The organism is Vibrio sp. L3-7 (assembly GCF_963898195.1).
Taxonomy (GTDB): Bacteria; Pseudomonadota; Gammaproteobacteria; order Enterobacterales; family Vibrionaceae; genus Vibrio; species Vibrio echinoideorum.
The window spans coordinates 1-23648 of the sequence record NZ_CAWQUW010000033.1 but is presented as its reverse complement, the minus strand read 5'-3'; the positions used below and the strand labels follow the sequence as shown (position 1 = coordinate 23648).

The 23648-nt window shown below is 42.1% G+C and carries 20 protein-coding genes and 2 pseudogenes; 14 read left to right on the top strand and 8 right to left on the bottom strand.

Annotated elements, in window-relative coordinates:
- Positions 1-71: 71 nt before the first annotated feature.
- A complete protein-coding gene (locus tag AACW75_RS18070; protein ID WP_135457658.1) occupies positions 72-563 on the bottom strand; it encodes a cytochrome b in 492 nt (163 codons plus the stop codon).
- A gap of 301 nt (positions 564-864) precedes the next feature.
- Here AACW75_RS18070 and AACW75_RS18065 point away from each other — a divergent pair, with 301 nt between their 5' ends.
- Entirely contained in the window at positions 865-1704 is an 840-nt protein-coding gene (locus AACW75_RS18065; RefSeq protein ID WP_145571630.1) for a tetratricopeptide repeat protein, read from the top strand.
- A 146-nt stretch (positions 1705-1850) separates the two neighbouring features.
- On the top strand, positions 1851-3107 hold the full coding sequence (locus AACW75_RS18060) for a peptidoglycan DD-metalloendopeptidase family protein (RefSeq protein WP_145571632.1): 1257 nt from the start codon (positions 1851-1853) through the stop codon (positions 3105-3107).
- Between the two features lie 270 nt (positions 3108-3377).
- Here the strand turns inward: AACW75_RS18060 and AACW75_RS18055 are convergent, their stop codons facing one another.
- Together AACW75_RS18055 and AACW75_RS18050 are read right to left on the bottom strand one after the other, a co-directional pair.
- The gene (locus tag AACW75_RS18055; protein WP_017075792.1) at positions 3378-3698 is read right to left on the bottom strand and encodes a heavy metal-binding domain-containing protein; all 321 of its coding nucleotides are present in this window, start codon (positions 3696-3698) and stop codon (positions 3378-3380) included.
- A gap of 60 nt (positions 3699-3758) precedes the next feature.
- Positions 3759-4686 (bottom strand): annotated as a pseudogene (locus AACW75_RS18050) (LysR substrate-binding domain-containing protein).
- A gap of 91 nt (positions 4687-4777) precedes the next feature.
- Here AACW75_RS18050 and AACW75_RS18045 point away from each other — a divergent pair.
- Positions 4778-5797, top strand: a complete 1020-nt coding sequence (locus AACW75_RS18045) for a DMT family transporter (protein ID WP_145571634.1) — start codon at positions 4778-4780, stop codon at positions 5795-5797.
- 31 nt (positions 5798-5828) lie between these two features.
- Here AACW75_RS18045 and AACW75_RS18040 read toward each other — a convergent pair whose 3' ends face one another.
- Positions 5829-8843, bottom strand: a complete 3015-nt coding sequence (locus AACW75_RS18040; RefSeq protein ID WP_145571636.1) for an HD domain-containing phosphohydrolase — start codon at positions 8841-8843, stop codon at positions 5829-5831.
- 375 nt (positions 8844-9218) lie between these two features.
- On the opposite strand from AACW75_RS18040, the gene AACW75_RS18035 reads away from it, so the two are divergent.
- The 5 genes from AACW75_RS18035 (at position 9219) to AACW75_RS18015 (ending at position 14317) form a co-directional block, all read left to right on the top strand.
- On the top strand, positions 9219-10541 hold the full coding sequence (locus AACW75_RS18035; protein WP_135457563.1) for a GGDEF domain-containing protein: 1323 nt from the start codon (positions 9219-9221) through the stop codon (positions 10539-10541).
- Positions 10542-10698: 157 nt separating this feature from the next.
- Complete coding sequence (locus tag AACW75_RS18030) at positions 10699-11445, top strand: phosphatase (protein WP_017079736.1); 747 nt, start codon at positions 10699-10701, stop codon at positions 11443-11445.
- A gap of 177 nt (positions 11446-11622) precedes the next feature.
- The gene (locus tag AACW75_RS18025; RefSeq protein WP_004730193.1) at positions 11623-12018 is read left to right on the top strand and encodes a cytochrome b562; all 396 of its coding nucleotides are present in this window, start codon (positions 11623-11625) and stop codon (positions 12016-12018) included.
- A 301-nt stretch (positions 12019-12319) separates the two neighbouring features.
- Entirely contained in the window at positions 12320-12670 is a 351-nt protein-coding gene (locus tag AACW75_RS18020) for a hypothetical protein (RefSeq protein WP_017082430.1), read from the top strand.
- A 111-nt stretch (positions 12671-12781) separates the two neighbouring features.
- Complete coding sequence (locus AACW75_RS18015) at positions 12782-14317, top strand: PepSY-associated TM helix domain-containing protein (protein WP_145571640.1); 1536 nt, start codon at positions 12782-12784, stop codon at positions 14315-14317.
- Positions 14318-14447: 130 nt separating this feature from the next.
- On the opposite strand, the gene gloA2 is transcribed toward AACW75_RS18015, so the two are convergent.
- Both gloA2 and AACW75_RS18005 read right to left on the bottom strand, forming a co-directional pair.
- Positions 14448-14831, bottom strand: coding sequence for an SMU1112c/YaeR family gloxylase I-like metalloprotein (gloA2, locus tag AACW75_RS18010; protein ID WP_145571642.1), 384 nt, complete (start codon positions 14829-14831; stop codon positions 14448-14450).
- Positions 14831-15763 carry a LysR family transcriptional regulator gene (locus tag AACW75_RS18005; protein WP_145571644.1) on the bottom strand — a complete coding sequence of 311 codons (933 nt, stop codon included), beginning with the start codon at positions 15761-15763 and terminating at the stop codon, positions 14831-14833. The genes gloA2 and AACW75_RS18005 overlap by 1 nt, the downstream gene beginning before the upstream one ends.
- Before the next feature lie 274 nt (positions 15764-16037).
- On the opposite strand from AACW75_RS18005, the gene AACW75_RS18000 reads away from it, so the two are divergent.
- Together AACW75_RS18000 and AACW75_RS17995 are read left to right on the top strand one after the other, a co-directional pair.
- The gene (locus AACW75_RS18000) at positions 16038-17282 is read left to right on the top strand and encodes an MDR family MFS transporter (RefSeq protein ID WP_145571646.1); all 1245 of its coding nucleotides are present in this window, start codon (positions 16038-16040) and stop codon (positions 17280-17282) included.
- A gap of 40 nt (positions 17283-17322) precedes the next feature.
- Entirely contained in the window at positions 17323-18177 is an 855-nt protein-coding gene (locus AACW75_RS17995) for a helix-turn-helix transcriptional regulator (RefSeq protein ID WP_145571647.1), read from the top strand.
- Here the strand turns inward: AACW75_RS17995 and AACW75_RS17990 are convergent.
- Entirely contained in the window at positions 18151-18882 is a 732-nt protein-coding gene (locus AACW75_RS17990) for an EAL domain-containing protein (protein WP_145571649.1), read from the bottom strand. The two genes, AACW75_RS17995 and AACW75_RS17990, sit on opposite strands and share 27 nt — an antisense overlap.
- 384 nt (positions 18883-19266) lie before the next feature.
- On the opposite strand from AACW75_RS17990, the gene AACW75_RS17985 reads away from it, so the two are divergent.
- The 3 genes and pseudogenes from AACW75_RS17985 to AACW75_RS17975 all read left to right on the top strand — a co-directional run.
- Complete coding sequence (locus tag AACW75_RS17985; protein ID WP_145571651.1) at positions 19267-20463, top strand: glycine C-acetyltransferase; 1197 nt, start codon at positions 19267-19269, stop codon at positions 20461-20463.
- On the top strand, positions 20463-21494 hold the full coding sequence (tdh, locus tag AACW75_RS17980; protein ID WP_004730216.1) for an L-threonine 3-dehydrogenase: 1032 nt from the start codon (positions 20463-20465) through the stop codon (positions 21492-21494). The genes AACW75_RS17985 and tdh overlap by 1 nt, the downstream gene beginning before the upstream one ends.
- A gap of 128 nt (positions 21495-21622) precedes the next feature.
- A pseudogene (locus AACW75_RS17975) lies at positions 21623-21763 on the top strand (L-threonine 3-dehydrogenase); the annotation flags it as partial.
- Positions 21764-21873: 110 nt separating this feature from the next.
- Here the strand turns inward: AACW75_RS17975 and AACW75_RS17970 are convergent.
- The gene (locus tag AACW75_RS17970) at positions 21874-22911 is read right to left on the bottom strand and encodes a phage integrase (protein ID WP_029203706.1); all 1038 of its coding nucleotides are present in this window, start codon (positions 22909-22911) and stop codon (positions 21874-21876) included.
- 133 nt (positions 22912-23044) lie between these two features.
- On the opposite strand from AACW75_RS17970, the gene AACW75_RS17965 reads away from it, so the two are divergent.
- Positions 23045-23425: a hypothetical protein gene (locus AACW75_RS17965; RefSeq protein WP_016800220.1), complete on the top strand. Its 381-nt coding sequence runs from the start codon at positions 23045-23047 to the stop codon at positions 23423-23425.
- Positions 23426-23648: the final 223 nt, after the last annotated feature.

The window sequence follows — 23648 nt, the reverse complement described above, 5'->3', positions numbered from 1 at the left end:
ACCATATTATTGCATTTAAGACAAAACACATCACCGCTTTTAATTTTAGTTCCCCCCCCCCCCCCCCAAACTTAAAGCATCATCTTCAATACATAGTTCCTAGAGACATAATGATGCTTAAGCGCGGCGCTAATATGCAAAACAATTAAACAGGCTAGGGCAATACAACTAGCACGATGTAAATAGAAAAAGAAACTATTGATTGCAGGGTCGGTAATTAGATTATTGACCGTCGTTAACCAAAATAGAGAGTAAGGTTCCTTTAGCATCAAATAACCGGTGCTGAAAACCATGAACATCACTAGGTACATCAAGGAATGAGCAAGTTTGGCTAAACACTGTTGTCCTGTTGGTATCGAGACGGGCATGGTTGGTGATGAGCGAAAGTGGCTCCAGATATAACGTATAACGAGCAACGGTGTCGCAATAGTCGCCAATGACATATTGAGTACCGACAGAAAAGAAAACAGTTCCGGATGGCTGGTGACATAGTGCATCACATACCCTGCGACTGTAGCGTAGATGATGACGGATGCCATGACCCAATGCAGCACACGGCTCATTAAATCGTATCGTGGATTATTCAAATTAACCTCGCTCTGATTATTATAAATATAAGACTCAATTGGATGCTATAAATCAACCATTGGTATATTCGCATCACGAATTAATTATATAGAACAGTAATACTTGGTATTTTTCTTAATTAGAAATTAATGATGTTGCTTCAAGTGTTTTATAATTATCAATGATGTTTTAGAGTGTTAATTCCAATACGAAGAAGACAAGTCGGCTGACTTCCTAGCTTGTCTTGTCATTACGAGATACAGTTACACAAAGATTAAATATATAAGGAATGTATAAATGCTTCGAGTCCTATTGATTGCGGTGTTCTCACTGGTCACAACCATGAGCTTTGCAAGCGAGGAGGTTAAATACTCAGAAAAAGAGTATATAGACCGACCATTGATGGAACGATACATCTTAGATGAATTGAAGCAGCTGCGAATGGAACAGCAAGATCTTGAAAGACGCTTAACTATTCAGATGACGGATCGAGAGCTTTCAGTGGCCGATAAATCGCTGAATTACGCAAACGTAACCGTGACTTATTTCTTCTACATTATCGCAGGTGTTGCTTCTCTTATCGCGTTAGTGGGGTGGCAATCACTTAAAGAGCTCAAGCACACCACCAAAGAAATGGCCGATCAGCGACTGAATTCGATTGCTCAAGACTATGAGAAGAAATTCAATATTCTTGAAAGGGATCTTAAACGCAAGACCCGAATCATCTCGGAAAACAACCGAGAGATTGAGATCATCAATGAGATTCATAACTTATGGTTGAGAGCGCAAAATGCGCAAACGGCAGAGCAAAAAATTGAAATCTACGATGAGATATTAAAGGTTCGTCCTGGGGATCTTGAAGCGTTAACCTATAAAGCGGATGCTGCGATGGACATGCAGGAATATCATTGGGCAATGAGCCTGTGTAACCGCGTACTAGAGGTTGACGATCAAAATGCTCATGCCTTGTACCAACGCGCTTGTGCTTACGCTAGATTAGGTGCAGAGGGTCAAGCTATCGATGACTTAGAGCGTTCTATTCAAGCGAGTGGGTCAATGAGAGAGCTATTAGCTGAAGAGCAAGACTTCGAGATGCTACGAGGCTTAGAGCGTTTTGAGGCTCTTTGCGAAGAGTAATTCTATGTAACATGTTGGGCTACGTTAGCCCAACATATTTTTACTGTAGATACAGAACGGTTTCTTACATTACGTTTATTCTTTTCACTTAATTGTTATGTTATAACATTTAAATGAGTTCATTATTATAAACCGTTTAATCTTTTATGAAGTTCCTTCGCATCGGCCTGATCATCGTAGCTATCAGCGCATTCTCACTTTCTGCTTTTTTGTCTTTTCAATCCGAATCGACAGAAGAGATCTCAATTCAAATAACGCCTTATCAAGGCTCTCAAACGCCTGATAAAGGCAACATCAACCCGAAATCTAGCTCAAGTTCACTGGTTAAAATTCATTACTTTGTGAAAGTAGGAGACACACTCAGCAATGTTTTCTCATCGTGGAGCTTACCTTATGAGACGGTTCAAAAGGTATTAGAAGCAGATTTAGAATCTTTGAAATTGGATACCATCAAACCTGGTGATCATCTAGAGCTGCTTTTAGATAGTGAATCTAAACAGTTGGTAGAGCTGATCTACCACGAGAGCTTAGTGGAGCAGGCTGTTTATACAGAAAATGATGACGGCAGTTTTCGTTATCAATTCATAGAAACACCTGGGGAATGGAAAGAAAAACTGTATGAAGGCACGGTACAGGGGAGCTTTTCGATGTCGGCTCATCGAGCAGGATTAACGACTTCCCAGATAGCCTACATCACTCGAACACTGAAAGATAAAATCAACTTCTCAAAAGAGCTGAGAGCGGGTGATAGCTTTAATGTGTTGGTTAATGAACAGTACACGGATGACCACTTAACGGGTAAAACTGAGATTCAAGGGATATCGATTAAGTTGCGAGGTAGAGAAGTTGCAGCGTTTCTAGCTCCTGATGGACGTTTCTACGATAGGAAAGGGAACAGCCTTGAACAAGCTTTCAATCGCTATCCAATAGACAGTCAGTTCCGAAGAATTACTTCGCCATTTAACCCGTACCGTAAGCACCCAGTGACAGGACGTATATCTCCGCATAATGGTACTGACTTCGCAACACCCGTAGGGTCGCCAGTCTATTCAACCGGCGATGGTCGAGTTGTGGCAATTCGTAATCATCCGTACGCAGGGAAATACTTGGTGATAGAACACAACAGCGTTTATAAGACACGTTATTTACACTTGAGCCGTTTCTTGGTTAAGAAAGGCCAACAGATTAAGCGAGGTCAAAAAATTGCGTTGTCTGGTGCAACAGGCCGTTTAACCGGACCTCATTTGCACTTTGAAGTGTTAGTACGTGGAAGAGCAGTCGACGCAATGAAGGCTAACCTACCAATGGCAAGTTCTATTCTGCCAGAAAACAAGAAAGAGTTTTTGGCTCGAATTGCTTCATTTGATGGCCTTATTGCGGATCAACAAAGCCGTACTAGTTGATTAAAAGCAAACGGTAATCTAATCAATAACTATCGCTATCGATAGCTTGTTTAGTCGACAGTTTATTTCGTAGCTCGCTTATTGGCGAATTAAATAGATAAAAACGTTATTGACTCTGTCTTTCCGCCTTGCCATTTAACGAGCAGGGGGAAAAGCAGGAAGCGTGGATAAGTTAAGCCGCCAGTTCTCGTTTACTCTATTAAGTAATAGAGCAATAAGGTAATTGAATAACTGACTGATAAATAATTGAGCAATTGACCAACTAAGCAATTAAGCCACGATAACCGCTGTACCGCTCGCCGATACCATTAGCATGCCATTACCCGTTCCTAGTACTTCGTAATCGATATCTACGCCCACAACCGCGTTCGCGCCTGCTTCAATGGCTTTTTGTTCTAGCTCTTTGAAGGCGTAGTTACGTGCTTTCTCTAGCTCTTTTTCATAAGTGCCAGAACGCCCACCAACAAAGTCACGGATTCCTGAAAACATATCTTTGAAAACGTTAACGCCTAGAATGGCTTCTCCTGCGATAACCCCTTTGTAATCGACAATGCGCTTGCCTTCGACTGATTGTGTGGTGGTAATAATCATAATAGCCTCTCTTGTACGCTTGTTGAGCTTCTACTCGCTGCATGGATTGATAGTTTGGTCTTATTCTTGAGTATCATCGCTCAATGTTGTCTCTGAGCGTGTGAATTCATGCCGTAACCATGCTCTCAGTTTTAGCACACTTTCTTGTTTTAATTTGTTTTTTGGGCAAACAAAGTAGAAATCTTGGTGTGGATTAGCGACGGGTTCACCCAGTTCCACTAACATGCCGTGGCTGATGTCATCTTTCACAAACAAGCGATGCGTGACCAACACTCCAAGAGAACGAATCGCAGCTTGCACGGCTTGAATGGATATATCGAATGTTAGGTTGCTATGAAATGCGGGCATTGGGATTTGATAATGATCACACCACACTTGCCAGTCGTGCTTTCGCCTAGGGTTAAATGCGCCAATGGTTGGGTTCTGTTTCACGAGTTGCCCAACGCTCAGTCCCGTTTGGTTTTTCAACAAGGTAGGGCTACACACCAATACCAGATCATCATCGCCTAATTTCTCGCTGTAATAGCGATCCCATTTCTTTAGGTTTGCCATGGACAAGGGCAATATCGACCCCTTCTTGTTCGATATCAAAAGGGCCGGTCAACGTGGAAATACGGATATCAAGAGAAGGGGCACAGGCTTGGAAGTCAGGTACTCGGGGGATCCACCAGTGCATCGCGAGTGAATTGACCATATTGAGTGTAATGCGGTGATCGTTCGGCGTTCTGGCCAGTTCTTCGGTGGCATCTATGATTTGCTCCAGAGCAGGAGCGACTTTTCGGTAATACCGTTTACCCGCGGCATTAAGAACGACGCGACGACCTACTCGTTGAAATAGAGGCTTATTAACCAGTTGTTCTAATGACTTTATGGCTTGGCTTACCGCAGAGTGACTGACATACAACACGCGTGCGGCTTCGGTCATGCTGCCAGTTTCAGCCACAGCAATAAAAGCATAAACGGATTTAAGCGGAACGAGTTTTTTCATTGGTAAGTTTTCCTTACAGTTATGGTTAATATTACTCGCTATTTTTCATCACGTCACGCTTCTAAAATAGGTGCCATAGGAGGTGATAATTATGTCTGATATTACCAAGGCGACGACTTTTATGTTGTTGTCTACATTCAGTTTGTCTTTAAGCGGCTTAGTGGCTAAATACCTATCTGAAACCATGCCCATTTCGTTGCTGAGTTTTGTGCGTTTTTTGTTACCCAGTCTGTTTCTATTTCTTTTTCTAACCTTTTACAAAATTAACAAACCGACACGAGAGATGTGGAAACCTTTAGTGATGCGGGCGATCTTTATGGTGGCTTGTCAGTGGTGTTTCCTTACGTCATTGCAAACCTTAACGCTTGTGGAAGGCGTTGTGTTGTTCAGTACAGGTCCTCTGTTTATTCCATTGTTAGAAAAATTAATATTTGGAACAAAAATTCATACAACGACTGTGGTTTGTTTATCGGTAACCTTTGTTGGTGTAGTGATGATGGCAGGGGATTGGTCGCAGTTTGAATTTGGATCAGAGTTCTTTAGACCTGCGCTGTTGCTGGGTTTATTGGCGGGTATGTTTAACTCTGGCTCACAGGTGAGCTTGTATCGAGCCTCTAAGACCAGTCTTACGCCAGCAGAGCTAAATGCATGGACGTTTCTAGTCGCAGCCATACTCGTGATACCAATGGTCTTATTTACTTCCATTTCTGTTGTGCCTGATGTACTTGATGCTGATGGGGGGTATGGCGCCTTAACAGCTTTGCTGTCTATTGATGGTTTAGGTTGGATTGGACTTGGAGCATTTGGACTCGCGTTGTTTACCATTAATACGCAAATCTTCCGCTCTAAAGCCTATAAACTTGCAGAAAGCGGCTCTCAACTCGCCCCCTTAATTTTTACTAACATGCTATTCAGTGCGTTATGGCAGGGCTTGTTCTTTGATGATGTCTTCTCTACTCAGCAACTCCTTGGTATTAATCTGATTGTCGTGGCAAGCATTACTAATACACTACTGGCTAAAAGACAATATAAAGTCAAAACCAAGCAACTCCCGAGAACGACAGTGAATGCTTTGAACTCTGAGACGTTAGGTTCTGTCGCTAAAAGCTAAACGTTAAGAATTCATGGCTATTGGAAAATACCTAGAACAACGAGCGTATGTACTCTTTTACTCGGTCTATGTGCTTCTTCTGATCAATCTCGGACTGTTGGTTAGCTTCAAGAAATCGCTCTGCGTATTTGTCGTAGATTTTGTTCTCCAAAAATAGCAAATACAGTTTTGGATCGATATGGCCGCTGGTGGCCATGTCGGTCATGATATTGAGCGATTCGTCTAAGTGTTTGCCTTTCTTGTAGGGACGGTCGCTCGAGGTTAGAGCTTCAAATACATCGGCAATCGCCATGGCTCGAGACGGTAAAGGCAATTGATCCTCGTTTAGGCCTCTTGGGTATCCCTTACCATCGATACGCTCGTGGTGTCCGCTCGCGATGTCTGGAATGTTTTTGAGATAAGACGGATAAGGGAGCTTATTGAGCATGGTGAAAGTCTGAATGATATGGTCGTTGATCATGAAACGTTCTTCGTCGTTTAATGTGCCACGACGTACTTTCAAATTATGCAGTTCACCTTGATTATATTTTACTTCTCCGGGTTTAAGGACGAACTCTTCTTGCCACATATCTGCAGGGTTAAAGCCATTATCCCACTGTATTTTATGTTCTGGTTTATCAGCAAGTAACGGCTCCATCACAGGTAAAATAGGCTCTTTGCTATTTGATGGCTTCTCGTTTTGCTCTGTGATGTTCTGTTGAGTGTTAAACCTCTCTTTTTCAGACCAAGATAACCCTAATTGATCGTCTAATGTGCGCTTCCATGTACGTTTTGCTATTTGATCTAAGCGTGCAAGCTGCTCTTCCGTCATAGATTCACCGCCCAGGTTGCACTCAGCAACGAAGGCAAATTCTTCATCTAATTCTGACAAGTTTTGTTCGAGTACTTTAAGCTGATCTTCTTGAAGTGCCCCGTTAGCTATGTCTTTCCAATAGTCGGTTTCCGCTTGTTGCTTTAACAGCTCGAAGCGCATGCGAACTTCGTGGATTCGGTCATAAATCGTTTCCAGTTTTGTTGCTTTGTCCACCACATATTCTGGTGTGGTGACTTTACCGCAATCGTGAAGCCACGCAGCAAGCATCAATTCTTCCCACTGCTTATTATCTAATGAAAATTGCGGGTAATAACGGTCATCATCAATGGTTGCTTGGGTTAGCCACTTGGTCAGTTCTGGGACTCGTTGGCAATGGCCACCTGTGTAAGGTGATTTGGTATCAATCGCCGATGCAATCAGCTCGATGAAAGCATTGAGCATGTTTTTCTGTTGCTGCATTTGGTCGATATTGTCTTTAGCTATTTCAGCAAAACTGAGCAGCTCTCTTAAAAAGGCATGCTTGTCGGCCTGCATCTTGGTGATCGGTCTTTCATAACCAATGGCAACAATGCCGACCAACAGTTTTTCGCGGTTCAATAGTGGAAACAGATACAGGTCTGAATTGAAGATCGAGTCTTGATAATAATTAAGAACGTTGTCTTCGCGGTTTAGATGGATGGTTTCGCCTGCTTTCAGTTGGCATAGTAACCAAGGGGTATGCTTGATGAAGTCATTGATGTCCGCTTTAAAAGGAATAATGGCGAGATTAGCAGCCGTATCAAACACATCTTTTTCTTCTGACTGAGTGAAAAGCACGATGGTTTCAGCTTTGGTAATTAAATAACTTTGGTGAGCAATGTTCTTAGCGAGTATCGAAAATTCCTGATTACCCGCCGTGTCTCGAAGTAGGGTGATTAAATCATGAAGTGTGTGCTCCATGAGTTCGATAGAGTGGGTGAGGTTCGCTACTTCTTGAATCATGCTTTTGGGATAGTGGGTTCGTCTGAAATCAAATCGCGCAATGTTGTCTGTGAGTTGCATGAGTGTATTGAGTGGTTGAGATAAGCGATTCGCCACAAACCATACGATGCCGAAACAGATAAACAACATACCAATTGCAACAGCCACTTGCTTATCACGCATGGAGATGAGGTCAGCCAGCAGATCATTGTGTGGTGTTGCTTCTGCCAAATATAGCGTGACATGTTGAGTGAGCTCGACAGGTGTTAACGTTAATGCCCAAGTATTTAAATTGTACTCCACGTTTTTTAGGTTGAGATTAAACTTCTCTTCATCCGAGATAAGAGGCCCTAGTACGGATGCTTTCAGAGCTGCCATCTGCTCACGTTTAGGTATGTTAAAAAAGCTTGGATCTTGTTCGCTACCCGATACTTTTCCTACAGGGTGATCACCTAGTTTTCCTTCCTGATTGGTTTGAGGGTTTAGGTTAGGTATTGATAGATCAAGTTGATGCTCGCCAAGAAGGTTAAAGTGTTGGTCGAACAGGGCCAATCTGGTTTGCGGAGAATAGGCCAGCTTACTGATTTGAGAAGAGAGAGATTTTAGCGTGAAATCGGCACCAACCACATGTTTACCATCGGCTGAGCGCCTAGAGAGCGTAATACCATTGGTTTGTAGAAAATAGAAAAGATAAGGTTCTGAAAGTTGTATCGAACCATCGGATTTTGCGTTACGAAACCAAGGTCGAGTGGTGGGGTTAAATTGGCTCTCAGACTGCACCGTTCTGATTACTTGATGTGCACCATCAAGAAAGTTAATCACGTTTTCGCCGTCTAGATTGGTTGTGCTGACCATCATGGTGGCCTTGGATGGCGCATTGTTTTCAGCTCTTTGTTTAATAGACGTCAAAGGACGAAAAATCCTGAACTCACCATTATCAGAACCATAAAACAAAGCCACTAAATTGGTATTCTGTTTGAAGATAATATCGACTGACGCCAGCCAAGACTCTTTTTCAATTGAAGCGGTTTGATGATCCACAAACGGGCTTACCGCCATCACATTTAAGGTTGTGATAACAGGCGCAATGGCTTGTTTAAATATCGATTCCAGCTTATCGCGATGTTCGTTGCTCACTTCGCGCACGGTACCCAATAACAGATCTTGAGAATGACGATAGCTTATCGATATCAAAACGGTACCGACCAGTGTTGTCAAAATTAAGAAAAGGCTCGTGATGTGGATACTCAGCGGATATCGTCTTCGTCTCATCTCTCATTCCGGTTTGTTAACTGGTTTAAGTATTGACGAACTTGGGTAGGTTGCAAAAAATTGGCTTAATTAAGGCGATAACATGAAGAGCTTTACTCACATTTACTCAGAGAGATAATAGCAAAGCCCTATGTTTAAGCCCTAAGCCCTGCTTTCAGTTGGTAAGGTTGTTCAAAGGTGTTGGACATCCTTTTTGTCGTTTGTGAGAACAATATTATCGACTAGGATTTATTATTTTTGGCTAAAAAAATCAGAGTAACCAGTATTTTTGGGGATTGTATTAATTGATAATTATCATGTTAATATCGCCTACTATTTTGCACATCTATACCGTTATCTAGGTGCTGTATTGTGTTGAGCCTAGAAGGAACAGTAATGACGTTAGAAGCATATATTCTTAATGTAGGAATATATTCAATTTTCCCATTGTATTTTGCTACGTTAAAAAATCGCGTACGTACAGCTGCGTTTTATAACTATCTTAGTATTGTACTTTTGGTCGGGGGGCTTGCTGGTGCAGTCTATTCATTTCCGTTATCCGAAACTCTAAGTATTTCAGGCGGAAATATTGCTTATGGTGCATTCATGATGAGCACTATCATGCTCATCATTATTGAACGAGATTTTAGTACCTTTAGACACATGTTTCAGCTAGTAGTGGTTGTAGATTTGATTGCCTTTGTTGGTTTTAATTTTATGGCTTGGTTGTTGGAATCGGAATATGTGTTGAATCCTTTTGGAATCCCTTTCAATATTTTTGATGTATCAATGAAAGTACTTGTACTTGGGGGAGCTTTAATTCTCCTCGAAATATTGTTATTGATGTTCATTTTTACACAAGTAAGTAAGTTCCTTTCCAACCTACCTGTGTTGGCATTCATCTACACGTTGGCATTTGTTTTTATCCTCTGCTTGGATGGGGTACTGTTTCCTCTTTTAGCTTTTGATTTAAGTCCTCAGATCGTTCCTATCATATTCGGAAATATAATGGGTAAGTTGTTGATCGCGGCTAGTTATAGCGTCCCAATGCTCGTCTTTTATTTTTTGTTTAGAGGCGATTTTGCCAAGTTTGTTAGTTCGCCACTCTCCATAAAGGATTTGACTAAAGCACCTAGAAAAGAATTACTGGAAACCTTGTATCAATATGAGCTGCGTGATGAGCAGCTACAGAGAGAAAAACAAGATCTTCAAAAGATAGCACTTTTTGATGAGCTCACTTCTCTTCCTAATAGACGTCAATTTAATCAAACGTTTGAATCTGAATGGGCTCGATGTGAACAAGAAGGGCAAGCTTTAACCTTAGTGATCGGTGATATTGACTTTTTTAAGCAATACAATGATGCGTATGGCCACCATCAAGGTGATGTCTGCCTCAAACAAATAGCAAAGCTTTGGAAGCAAATCTTTAAACGGCCGTCAGACCTTGCAGCTCGAATCGGGGGGGAGGAATTTGCGATTGTATTGCCAAATACATCAATCGAACAAAGCAAAGGTCGCCTTAATTCATTCTTAAAGGTTTTACACGATCAATCGATTTCTCATAGCTCTTCACCAATTGCTTCTCATGTAACGATGAGTATAGGCGTTGCTCAATGTATTCCGGCTAAAAGCACGTCACCAAATGATCTGTTTATGCTCGCTGATGAACGCCTTTACCAAGCAAAGAATAACGGACGAAATCAGGTTATTGCCGATTAAATTAATTTTAACAATTCTGAATGATGAACAGTATATAATTGCAAATTACCCAGCATCAAATTACGAAGGTGTCTGCCGGACATTTTTTGAGGAAGCTGTATTAGTCCAACCCAATTTGGAATTGATTGACTAGACCAAGTGATGAAGGCATTGATTTATGGAATTAAAAGTTGATACCCACACCCACACATACGCAAGTGGCCATGCTTACAGCACGCTGATCGAAAACGCGAAATCGGCGAAGCAAAACGGTTTAGCTATGTTTTGTACGACCGACCATTCAGAGTCTATGCCGGGCGCGCCACACTATTGGTTCTTCAGTAACCAGCGTGTGCTCCCTCGTTTTATTGAAGATGTCGCAATTATTCGAGGTGTCGAGTCAAACATCATGAACACACAGGGTGAAATCGACATTCATCCGAGTGTGGATAAGAACTTGGATTGGGTGATCGCGAGTTTTCATGAGCCAGTATTTCGCCCATCGGATGTCACTACCCATACAGAAGCATTGTTGAATGTGATTAAAGGTGGTCGAATTGATGCACTTGGTCACTTAGGAAACCCTAATTTTGATTTCGATTTTGAAGCTGTGATTCAATGTGCGGCGGAACATAACGTAGCGATTGAAATCAACAACACCACACTCAAAGGCAATAGCCGAGTTGGCAGTGTTGACCGCTGTTATGAGATTGCAAGAATAGCGAAAGCGAAAGGTGCGTTTATTACCACAGGTAGCGATGCGCATTTCTGCGTAGATGTCGGTGGCTTGGACTTAGTCGCTGCATTGTTAGACAAAGTAGGTGTGGATTCGAATAAAGTGGTCACTCATTCGCCACAGCAGTTTTTGGCATTTTTAGCATTGCGTGGCCGCCAATCTATTGCTGAATTTTCGGTATTTGAGTGATGGAATGTCCGTTACTTTATACTTTTTAGTCATTGGTTAGCTAGCTAGTTTGCATTTCGACACAATCAATTTTTGTGCCCGACGGATTTTTGTATACACTAGCCGAAAATAATAAAGTCGAAGTGCCACAACAATGATGGCGCTATCTTCAAAGACATCGCTTCACCTGGAGAAACAATGAAAACTCGCTCAATCCTTTTATCTGGCTTAATCGCTGCTTCGCTATTGTCTGGCAACGCTTTTGCTAATGTTGACCTTAAGAAAAACATGCAAGAAATGAAGCTTGCATTCAAACAAGCAGCAGAAGCTCAAAACATTGAAGAGATGCAAAAGCCTATCGTACGTATCGACACGCTAGTTGCAGAGCTCAAAACGGGTGTTTACCCAATTGAGAAAGAAGAACACTTCATGGAAGGTTTCAAAAAGATCAGTGCATCGATTGATAGCATTGAGAAGAAGCTAGACCAAGGTGAATTTGAATCTGCACAGCAAGAGCTTCGTACTATCGATGGCCTTCGTGAAGAGTATCACGAGAAGCGTAATCCAAGCATTTGGAGCAAGATCTTCGGTTAATCTGCTAATCAATTGAGTTTGCTAGATACGTAACAAAGAGCAAAGCCTCAAGATTCGATTTCTAAAACGCTGCCTTACATTATTCTTATCAAGAAGGTGTAAGGCGGCGTTTTTTATTGTCTTTTTTATAAACAGTTTGTTATGTAGAGTTTCGCCACATTTTCTTGGCTCTTTCGTTGTAACCAGTTTTTAACTAAAAAGAGTGTGCGTTAGCTTCAATTTTTTAACCTGATGTTAATCTTTACGTTTACCTATATAACAAGTGCCTCATAATAAGGGAAATTTATAAAGATTAGGAATAATGCGCCGAACCTCGTTCAATTTCTCCATGTTACTCGCTACAGCATTAAGCTGGGTGCTAGTGACATTAATGCCTGTTATCAATGCTCATGGTAATAGTGCGGGAGTATGGGCGTCGTTATGTACGGTCAACGGCTTTGAACTGGTTCAAATTGAGGAAGGCGAGCCCAATACTCACAAAGGAAAGCCGTGTCCCTTTAGTCATTTTTCCACGTTTCACCAAGACGAACTTCCAACTACACTACTGACAACTCGACTGAGTTCTATTGTCTCAGACAGCTACGCTTTTTTGGCTCTAAGCGAACGCTACACGAGACAAGCCCCGCGCGGCCCTCCCTTTGATATTGCTTAAACCTAACCCACTAAAATAATTAAAAAATAAAGTATTAAGTAAAGTTAACCATGCTCAGATTACTTTCTGATTTTTCAGAAGGTATGTTTGCGTGTGTCAAAGGAAATAATAATGTTGAGAAATGAATCTCAAAGCTCTGCGAAAGCACAAGCGACTTCGCAGTCTACAAGCAGTGCAACAAGCGGTTCGAAAACCAATATAAAAAGCAAAGACCGCAATAAAACTCTCTACTTCCTTACGTGGCGTTGGCACTTCTATGCTGGGCTATTCGTTATCCCGTTTATGCTAATGCTGAGTATTACAGGCTTGGTGATGCTGTTTGATGATGAAATCGAATTGGCTTTCCATCAAGACGCGATTGAAATTGCGGTATCGGGCGAACCGATCAAGGTGTCACAACAATTAGCTGCAGTACAGAATCAATACCCACAAGGTTTGGTGACACAATTTGTACCGAGTAAAGTCCCTGATCTTGCGAACCGATTTTCTGTATCACTTGAAGATGGCACTTCCGTTTTCGCCACGGTGAATCAATACACTGGCGAAGTGGTCGGAGAAATTCCCCGCAGCGATAGCCTGTACCAACTCGCGAATGACATCCATGGCACTTTGTTGATTGGTGATTGGGGTGATTACCTAATTGAAGTCGCAATCAGCTTGTCTATTTTGCTTCTTATCAGTGGTATTTACTTATGGCTACCAAGAGACAACGCGAGCCGCGCTGGTTTTCTGAAGCTTAGATTTGCTTCAGGAACACGTGTATTAATGCGTGATCTGCATGCGAACATCGGTGGAACACTGTCATTCATTCTTCTGTTATTTATTCTATCGGGATTATCATGGACCGGCTTTTGGGGCGGTAAGCTAGTACAAGCATGGAGTACTTTTCCTGCTCAAATGTGGGACGACATTCCTCTGTCTAACGAAACGCATGCTTCTTTAAATCACGGGTCTGAAGAGGAAATGCCTTGGAACCTAGAGCAAACTCCACTGCCTTTGTCTCAAGATAAGCCAGCAGAACACGTCCACCAAGTAGAAGAAGCGTCTGAAGCTCATGATCATTCTAAGATGGGTGAGGATCATTCTCAGCATGTATTATCTGCGAGTAATTTCTCGATTGATGATGTGATAGCAAAAGCTCAATCTCTTGGTTTTACGCAATATAAAGTCAATTTTCCGCGCTCAGAAACGGGCGTTTACACCGTGGCTGCCAATACCATGGGTGGCGATATCATCGACCCAACCCAAGATCGCACGACTCACCTTGACCAATATTCAGGGCGTATTCTAGGAGAGGTGAAATGGCAAGATTACAATTTATTCGCCAAAACTTTAGCTGTTGGTATTTCTCTACACCAAGGTGACATCAGCATCATCAACAAGCTTCTAAATGCGTTGTTCTGTTTGGCATTCATTTTGGTGTCGGTGACTGGTGGTGTGATGTGGTGGATGCGCAGGCCTTCAGGCCAAAGAAAGTTGGGAGCGCCACCGAAGTTTGGTGATGCAGGCTTATGGAAAGCAGGCTTGGTGACTGTGGTTGTTATTTCGGTACTGTTTCCACTCGCGGGTGCAACGATTGTGACTGCAATGCTATTGGATTGGTTACTGTTTTCACGCGTTGAGAAATTCAAGACGGCATTGAGTTAATTGACATGCAAACGGGCTTTCTCTACTTGAGAAGGTCCGTTTTATTAATCAGATGATCGCGTCTTTTGTGAGAAAGACTTTAGACTTGATACAGCTCTAGATTTGATAAAGCTTTAGATCTGATACAGCTTTAGATCTGATACAGCTCTAGCGGTAGGCCGTCTGGGTCTGCGAAAAACGTAAATGATTTCCCCGTAAACTCATCAACTCGAATCGGTTCGACTTCAATACCTTGTTCTTCCAAGTAGCTTTTGGCATGTTGAACGTCATCAACACAAAAAGCCAAATGTCTCAGCCCTTGAGCTTCCGGAAAGCTTGGTCTTTCAGGTGCGTCAGGGAAGCTGAATAATTCTATTTGAGCGCCATTAGGCAGTGCCAAGTCAAGCTTGTACGACTGGCGCGCTTCGCGATAATTCTCTGCAATTACCTCAAGCTTTAAAACTGCCGTATAAAAGCGTTTTGAAGCTTCGTAGTTTGAACATATGATCGCAGCGTGGTGTATTCCTTTCAGCATCAGTTTATTTCTCCTGCCAGCTTGTCACCCAAGTGTTCCATCGCGTAATCAATGAACACACGCAATCGGGCAGGCATGTACTTGGTTTGGGCAAACTGCATCGCGATTGCGCCATGGTAGTTACTCTTGATGGTCCAATCTTCTAGTACTTGCACAACAGAACCTTCAGTCAGCGCATCTTGAATTACAAAGTCATGGAAAATACCCACACCAAGTCCTTCTTTAACGCCTTTTAGTCTCATCTGAGAGTGGTTTACAGCATAACGCCCACTGACAGGCACTGTGTAAAATTCATCCCCTTTGAGAAAGTCCCAGATGTGGTCTTTATCTGTTTCAGCAAGATATAAGCAGTCGTGCTCTGAAAGCTCGGTTGGGTGGTGAGGGATGCCTTTGGCGTCAAGGTAGTCAGGGCTTGCGCACAGTACGAGGTTCGTTTTCCCTAGTTCTTTTAAAACCAAGCTCTCGTCTGGTTTATCGGTAAGACGAAACGCGATGTCGATACCTTGACGTAAGATATCGATGTCGCCATCAGCCGCTCTTAGCTTGAGTTGAATCTCTGGATACTGATTCAAGAAAGGAACGACAAAGGGTTGTAATACCGAATTTAAGAAGGCTTCTGGCGCCGCCACCGTGATTGAACCTGCAGGATCAGTATGATCGGAGGTCGACAGTTCAACAGCCTGTTGTGCGGCATTTATCATAACGACGCTTTGATCGTAAACCAATTGTCCAGCTTGGGTGATGATTAAGGTACGAGTCGTTCGTTCAAACAGCTTTACTGATAAGGCTTTTTCCAAGCGCGTGATCAATTTGCTGAGTGCTGAAGGCGTCACGCCCAACTGTTTTGCAGCAGCAGTAAAACTCCCTTCGTTTACCACTAAAATGAAGGATGCGAGATCTGGGAGTAGGGCAATCAGTTTTGGGTTGATCATAACGTTCTTTACTGGGTTATTTGGAAGGAAAATCCGAAGAGTAGATGAGTATTTTTCACCTTCTATCTATTCTTTTAATGCCTTAATTATACGTCAAACGGCATTTAATATTAAGTGTAGTGTTATCTATGGTTTTCCAGATTTTTTCGTTATGTGGTAAGCATGACCTGCTGTGTTTTATAAAAACAGTTTCGAGCTCTTTATTTATACAATGACATACATATACTGGCACGATAGTTTTATGTAAATCATTAGGTTAGATAAAGGGAGTTTTATGGATCAATCAGAAAGCCTATTTCAGAAACAAAGAGTAAAAAGGTTTAATTTTTCTATTTGGACCGTATTAACCGGAACTCTACTCGCTCGTACGAGTTACTTTATGGCTTGGCCATTTCTGATTGTGTTTCTTTATGAATATTATGGTGCATCGGCAATAGAGGTGGGCATGATGCTCGCGACTTCAGCTGTCGTTGGTGCTGGAGCTGGGCTCTATTCGGGTTATATCTCCGATAAACTGGGTCGAAAGTGGGTCATGGTACTTGGAAGCTGGGTTGCCGCTATTGCTTATTCGGGTATTGGCATTGCCAACGAGATTTGGCAGTTCTATGTGTTAATCATGATGACAGGTCTAATGAGGCCGATGATTGAAGCACCAGCAAAAGCGGTAATTGGCGATAATCTTGACGATTTGAAAGACCGAGAATTGGCGCTGAATGTTCGTTACTTCTTGTTAAATTTAGGTGGAGCTTTGGGGCCACTTATTGGTATTACACTGGCTCTCGCACATCCACAAAACCTATTCTTTGTCGCGGGTGCTACCTACGTTGTATATGGCTTTTGGTTACTCGTCGGCATTGAAAGAAAGGGAACATTTACTAAGCCTGACACCTCACAACTTCCCAACTTTACAGCAACACTAAATGTGATTAGCAAAGACAATATTTTTGTTAAGTTGATGATTGCTAACTTTATTATGATGTTTGTTTATGCTCAAGTAGAGTCATCGATTCCACAAGTTATTGTTCGTTCATCAATAAGTGATGCTGCTCATTTAATCGCTAGTTTAGTGCTGGTGAATACCTTAACTATTATTGTGTTTCAGTTTCCAATGTTGAAGTGGTTGGAACATGTTCCTTTATTTGTACGGACTCGAATTGGAATGTTCTTGATGGCGGTGGCTCAAATCGGCTTTCTATTTACACCTAGTGATTGGGCTTTAGGTTGGGGGTTGGCTTGTTTTATATTGAGTTTGGGAGAGGTCATTGCATTTCCAACGCTTAACGTTCAAATCGATCGCATGGCACCCCCTCATTTACGAGGGTCCTATTTTGGCGCTGCAGCACTTTATTCTCTGGGTTTTGCGATTGCCCCGTTAATTGGTGGAGTAGTTATTGAATTGTTGAGTCCGGTTTGGTTATTTGCGGTTTGTTTTGGACTATGTTTAGTGATGATCTGGTTATACTGGCTTGCAGAGCACACTGAAGATACAGTGGAAAGACCCCCAATCACACAAAGTTAGATCTAATGGTCTAGGTACTGTTTAGAGAGCGTGAAAGAATATGGATAAACAGAACTTTTCTCAAGAACTGAAACGGTTAAGGGAAGAACATCCGTTATCACAAGAAGAACTTGCAGAGGTTATCTCTACATCTCATCGCGCATTTTCAGGCGTTAACCAGGTTGCGGTCAGTCAGTGGGAGCGAGGTAAGACGCTGCCGAGTTTTGTTCGTCGATTAGGTATCGCGAGTTTCTTTCAACAAGAGTATGAGTTTTCTGTTGATGAAATGATTCAAGTAAAAGCAGCAACCAAAAAGATGGATCGCCCTTTCAACGTTGATATTGGCTATGACTACGAGGTTACTAGCGTGGAGTCATACAACATGAGTTCACTTCCGGTGAAAAGACTGAAATCGATTCAAGGGATGCACCTTAAAACCTATGGCAAAGACTTTATCGAGGTTGCTCAGCAGCTAGGTGTAAAAAAAGAGGATATGCAGGTTCTTTGCTTCTTGTTCGAGGGGGTGATTATTGGCCATGTAGTTTACGATGGCGTCAGTAAGATGCTTTGTAGTGTTGGTGCAGTTAGCGTTGTTATTCGACGCAAGATCTTTGCTCACATGGCAGATAATTTAGCAGGCACTGAGTTTCGATTTCCTACCATTGATCCTGCTATGTGCCAGTTTCTGTATGACCTCTACTTAGAACCTTACATGAGCAAGCTTGGCATGCCATTTTTCAAGGCAGATATAAAGAAAGTGGTGAACAACCCTTTTTCTCAGAACATCCAAAACAAACACGATATCTATTTTAAGTACATCCGTTACCACGACCTAAAGCAGAAGAAAAAAAGCGTTGAGTTTGTCTTAAGTGAGAGCCATAAAAACGATCTACATAACCAATCTAAGGTCAGTTAAAGGTAGAGGTTTCGAATACAAGAAGCCTTGGTAGCGATCAAAACCTAACTGGTGGATCAATTGACGTGTTTCATTATCTTCAACGCCTTCTGCCACGGTTTCAATTCCAGACTTCTTGCAGTACGCCAAAGTTCTTTTCACTAAGTCTGAACGAGATGGTTCAACGCTATTCACAATTGATTTATCAAACTTCACTTCATCAATATTAAGGCTCATCACTTTATTTAAATCTGAATGGCCGACACCAAAGTCGTCAATTGAGATTTTTACGCCAAGGGATTTAAAGCGCTTTATCTGATCACAAAGTTGCTCGTCTAATTGATCATTCTCACTGAGTTCAAAGGTTAGCTGATTGGCCTTGAATGAAGCATTCCAAAGTAACTCGCGAACCTTTTCCACGTTATCAGGGTTAGCGAGGACCTTCTTGCTGATATTCACGGCAAGGCTTAAGCGTGGTGAGAGCGATTTTATCTCTGTGAGCGATTGTTCCAATACACTAAAGAAGATTTCTTCTTCGTACCCCAATGCAAATGCACGATCAATAAACACACCCGGAGAGAAAATACCTTCTTCTGGGATGTCTAAACGGATCAGTGCTTCTACGCCAATGACTTTTTCGACACTTGGTTCAACCTTTGGCTGATAAAAGCAGGTGTACCAGTCGTTCTCGAAAGCTTGTTGTATGGTGTGATCGGATAGGGTCATTTGCTTAGCTTCTCATCTTATGTCGTTTGTATAGCGGCGCTGCTGCTGCACATTCTGAGAGAAACTGGCAATCATCACTATATCGTTCTGAGATGAAAAATTCATATTCGATATGAAAGCGAAATTAGAAGGTAATTGATGGAGGGCTGGCGTTAAAAAGAACAACATTGAGGCGTTAATGTGCCCTGTGTCACTAGGATGAACTATTATTAGTGCCTGTGATTCATTAATGTTTTTCCAACTAGAGGGATAATCGAAAAGGGCATGTTCAACTAGAATAGAGGTATAAGTTTTACAGTGTAAATGATCGAATTGAAATCGTTTACATCCCCTACATAATGCGGCGCACGATGCTGCTGAATAATAACTAGGAAGGAATAGACAATGTCTTCTGCATTCTACACTCAGATCCAAAATCAAATTGAAGAAGTAAAGAGCGAAGGTTTATACAAATCTGAACGCATCATTACTTCAGCTCAAAAAGCGTCTGTTTCTATTTCTACAGGCCAAGAAGTTCTAAACTTCTGTGCTAACAACTACTTAGGTTTAGCTAACCACCCTGCACTTATCCAAGCCGCTAAAGATGGTATGGATGAGCACGGCTTTGGCATGGCTTCTGTACGTTTTATCTGCGGTACTCAAGACTCCCATAAAGTATTAGAAGAAAAACTATCTACTTTCTTAGGTAAAGAAGACACTATTCTTTACACATCATGTTTTGATGCAAACGCTGGTTTATTTGAAACAATTTTAGGTAAAGAAGATGCGATCATCTCTGACGCCCTAAACCACGCATCAATCATTGATGGTGTTCGTCTTTGTAAGGCAATGCGTTTCCGTTATGCAAACAACAACATGACTGAATTAGAAGAACAACTAATTGCAGCGAAAGAAGCTGGCGCTCGTCATACTCTTATCGTTACTGACGGAGTATTCTCGATGGACGGCGTAGTTGCTAACCTTCCTGCTATCTGTGACTTAGCTGATAAGTACGATGCACTGGTAATGGTTGATGACTCTCACGCTGTTGGCTTTATGGGCGACAACGGTGCAGGTACTCATGAACATCACAATGTTATCGAACGTATTGATATCATCACAGGTACGCTAGGCAAAGCAATGGGCGGCGCATCAGGCGGCTACACTTCTGGTAAAAAAGAAGTAATCGATTGGTTACGTCAACGCTCTCGTCCGTACCTATTCTCAAACTCTGTTGCGCCTGCAATCGTTTCTGCGTCTATTCGTGTTCTTGATTTGCTAGCTGAGTCTGGTGATTTACGCACAAGCTTATGGGAAAACTCTGCTCATTTCCGTACTCGTATGGAAGCCGCTGGTTTCACCATGGGTGGTGCTGATCATGCTATCATCCCAATCATGCTGGGTGATGCTAAATTAGCCGCTGAATTCGCAGAGCGTGCGTTAGAAAAAGGCATCTATGTTGTTGCTTTCTCTTTCCCAGTAGTGCCTAAAGGCCAAGCTCGTATTCGTACACAAATGTCTGCTGCTCATTCTCGTGAGCAACTAGATCGCGCAATTGATGCCTTTATCGCTGTTGGTAAAGACATGGAGATCATCAAATAATGAAAATTAAAGCACTTTCAAAACTAAAACCTGAAGAAGGTATTTGGATGACCGAGGTTGAAAAACCTGAAATGGGTCATAACGATCTTCTTATCCGTATTAAGAAGACCGCAATTTGTGGTACTGATGTACATATCTATAACTGGGATGAATGGTCACAAAACACAATCCCAGTACCTATGGTAGTAGGTCACGAATACGTGGGTGAAGTTGTTGGCATTGGCCAAGAAGTTCGTGGTTTTGAAATCGGCGACCGTGTATCTGGCGAAGGCCACATCACATGTGGTCACTGTCGTAACTGTCGTGGCGGCCGTACTCACCTTTGTCGTAACACAACAGGTGTTGGTGTTAACCGCACTGGTGCGTTCTCTGAATTCCTTGTGATCCCTGCGTTCAACGCATTTAAGATCCCTGCAGAAATCTCTGACGATCTAGCATCAATCTTTGACCCGTTTGGTAACGCAGTACACACAGCGCTTTCTTTCGACCTAGTAGGCGAAGATGTGCTAATCACTGGTGCTGGCCCAATCGGTATCATGGCTGCTGCTGTTGCTAAGCACGTTGGTGCTCGCCACGTTGTAATCACTGACGTAAACGAATACCGCCTAGACCTTGCTCGTCAAATGGGTGTAACTCGCGCAGTAAACGTAATGGAAGAGAAGCTTGAAGACGTAATGGCTGATCTTGGCATGACTGAAGGCTTCGATGTAGGCCTAGAAATGTCTGGTAACCCATCTGCGTTCAACAGCATGCTGACTAATATGAACCACGGCGGTAAGATCTCTCTACTAGGTATTCCACCATCAGACATGGCAGTAGACTGGAACCAAGTCATCTTTAAAGGTTTGGTTATCAAAGGTATCTACGGCCGTGAGATGTTCGAAACTTGGTACAAGATGGCTTCTTTGATTCAATCTGGCCTAGATCTAACACCAATCATTACTCACCACTACAAAGTGGACGACTTCCAGAAAGGCTTCGACATGATGCGTTCTGGTATGTCTGGTAAGGTGATTTTAGACTGGGAGTAAGTTACTACCGGTTTTGAATATCAGAAGGCAACAGGTAAAACTGTTGTCTTTTTTGTCGCTATTCTGTAGCCATTTTTAATTGATAATCAGCATAATCTATTGATATTTAATGGTTATTTTTGTTTTTGTATATAGTGGCAAGTTTGATTCAATCAGGATTAGACCTATCACCAATCATTACTCATCACTTTAAAATTGATGATTTCCAAGCTGGCTTCGATGCTATGCGTAGTGGGCTTTCTGGCAAGGTTATCCTTGATTGGGAATAGAAAAAATTAGGCTCTAAATAGCAAAAGGCGACAGTGAAAATGTCGCCTTTTTTACGAATAAAACCGCTAAATAACGGTCGATTACAGTGTCTGCCGCCACTTTGTCGCCATTAATTCTCTAATGGATTGAGGTGTACAGCTTGTATCAAATGTTCTGGAGCAAAATGAGAATACGCCATTGTCTGCTCAATCTTAGTATGCCCAAGAATACGCTGTAACACCAAGATATCCCCTTTGTTCATCATAAAATGCGAAGCAAAGGTATGCCGTAGAACATGCGTCGCTTGCCCACTCGGAACGTGCTCTGGTAAAGCTTTTTTAATGTAGCGCCAGGCGTCCTTGTAACTCGTGTTAAAAATTTCATGGTCGCTCACGGCGATATCTAAGATCTCTTGATATAAAGCTGGTGAGATGGGCACACTTCGATTCCTCTTACCTTTTGTCTCGGTGTAAGTCAGTTTAAATTCAGCTACCTGTGAACGGGTAAGAGTTAGAGCTTCACTTATACGGGCACCGGTGGCTAAGCAAATCTTAGAAATTACAATGAGCTGCGGAATCGAGACTGTAATGACTCGGTTGAAATTTTTTAGGTTAACTAAGAACTCTTCAATTTGTGGCTTGGTTAGATATGCTAGGTTCTTCTCACTTGTTTTGATTGTTTCGATAGCTTCAAGTGGATTGGGGTATTTCCATTGATTGTACTTAATCAGTTTCTTGAACATTCCCTTTAGATAAATCAATTCCGTGTTATGTGTTGTTGGTGAAATCTTAATAGATTTATTTTTGCCACGGTAGGGTATTCGCGCTGCACGATAGTCTAAGTAGTCTCGTTCTTTAAGGTGGGAGGCAATTGGATTCCCTAATTCTTCAATTGTCTTGGCTATTAGCTCCCGAGCTTGTTTACCCGATTTCAACGTATGACCGTGTATGGTCCACCAAGTGTCTAACAGTTCGCTCATTCTACGGTGATCGGTTTTACTTCCCATCCATGGCTTATCGTCAATCTCCTTCATCGTGTGAAGCTCAAAAGCCTTTGCTTCTCCCTTAGTCGTAAACTTTTTACGAACACGTTTCCCCGTTCGCCCATTCGGGTAACATTCGCAGAGCCAAGGTTTGGTAGAACCATCTTTTAAATTGCGGATAGACATAATAAAGCCTAAAATCACTGTATGTAAAAACAGCATAATTAGAGCTGAAACGTAGAACAATGTTTTATATCGGACAAAAAGCACAGGTTAGGCTCCTATCTCAAAGTGCTAAGAAAGCTAATAGGTTATTGCTGTGTATCAATCAATTCATGTGACTGCTGGCTACAGTCATTTCAAAATCAACAGTGATGGTCCAATTGGAGTAAGTAAGAAGAACCAAGGGGTGATTGATGCGGTTTTGAAACTAGGTAATCGCTTTACGGCACCATTTGGTGGGTTTATAGAAGCTGAAAACGTGATCGGTTTGAAGTGGGTGAAGCTGGTCGATATTAAATATCTGTGTACTGATGAAGAAGCCGAAACTATCGAGTACGTGATACAAAAAGACCACTATGTAGTGGGGACGTATCAAGACCGGAAGTTGTATATTTTATTGTTTGGTGGAGAACCAAAGCACCATCAGATCAAATGCCTTGAACAAGATGGGAAAAATAATGTGTTTGGGTTGTTTTAATGTAGAGGTGATAATTTATAAATCAGTTAGGCCAGAAGCTTACAGTCCGTATTGTCGGCTCGATCTTCTAAATTAGCAGGTTGGCTAGCTCATTTTTGCCCGTGCGACGTGAAGTCGTATGAAGCGTTGTTCACCACGAAAGCGTGAACCATCTGTATCACCAGATGACCCTATGGCTCTGAATAAAGTAGCGAGCCAGACAATGTAACGAAGTCAAGTAACT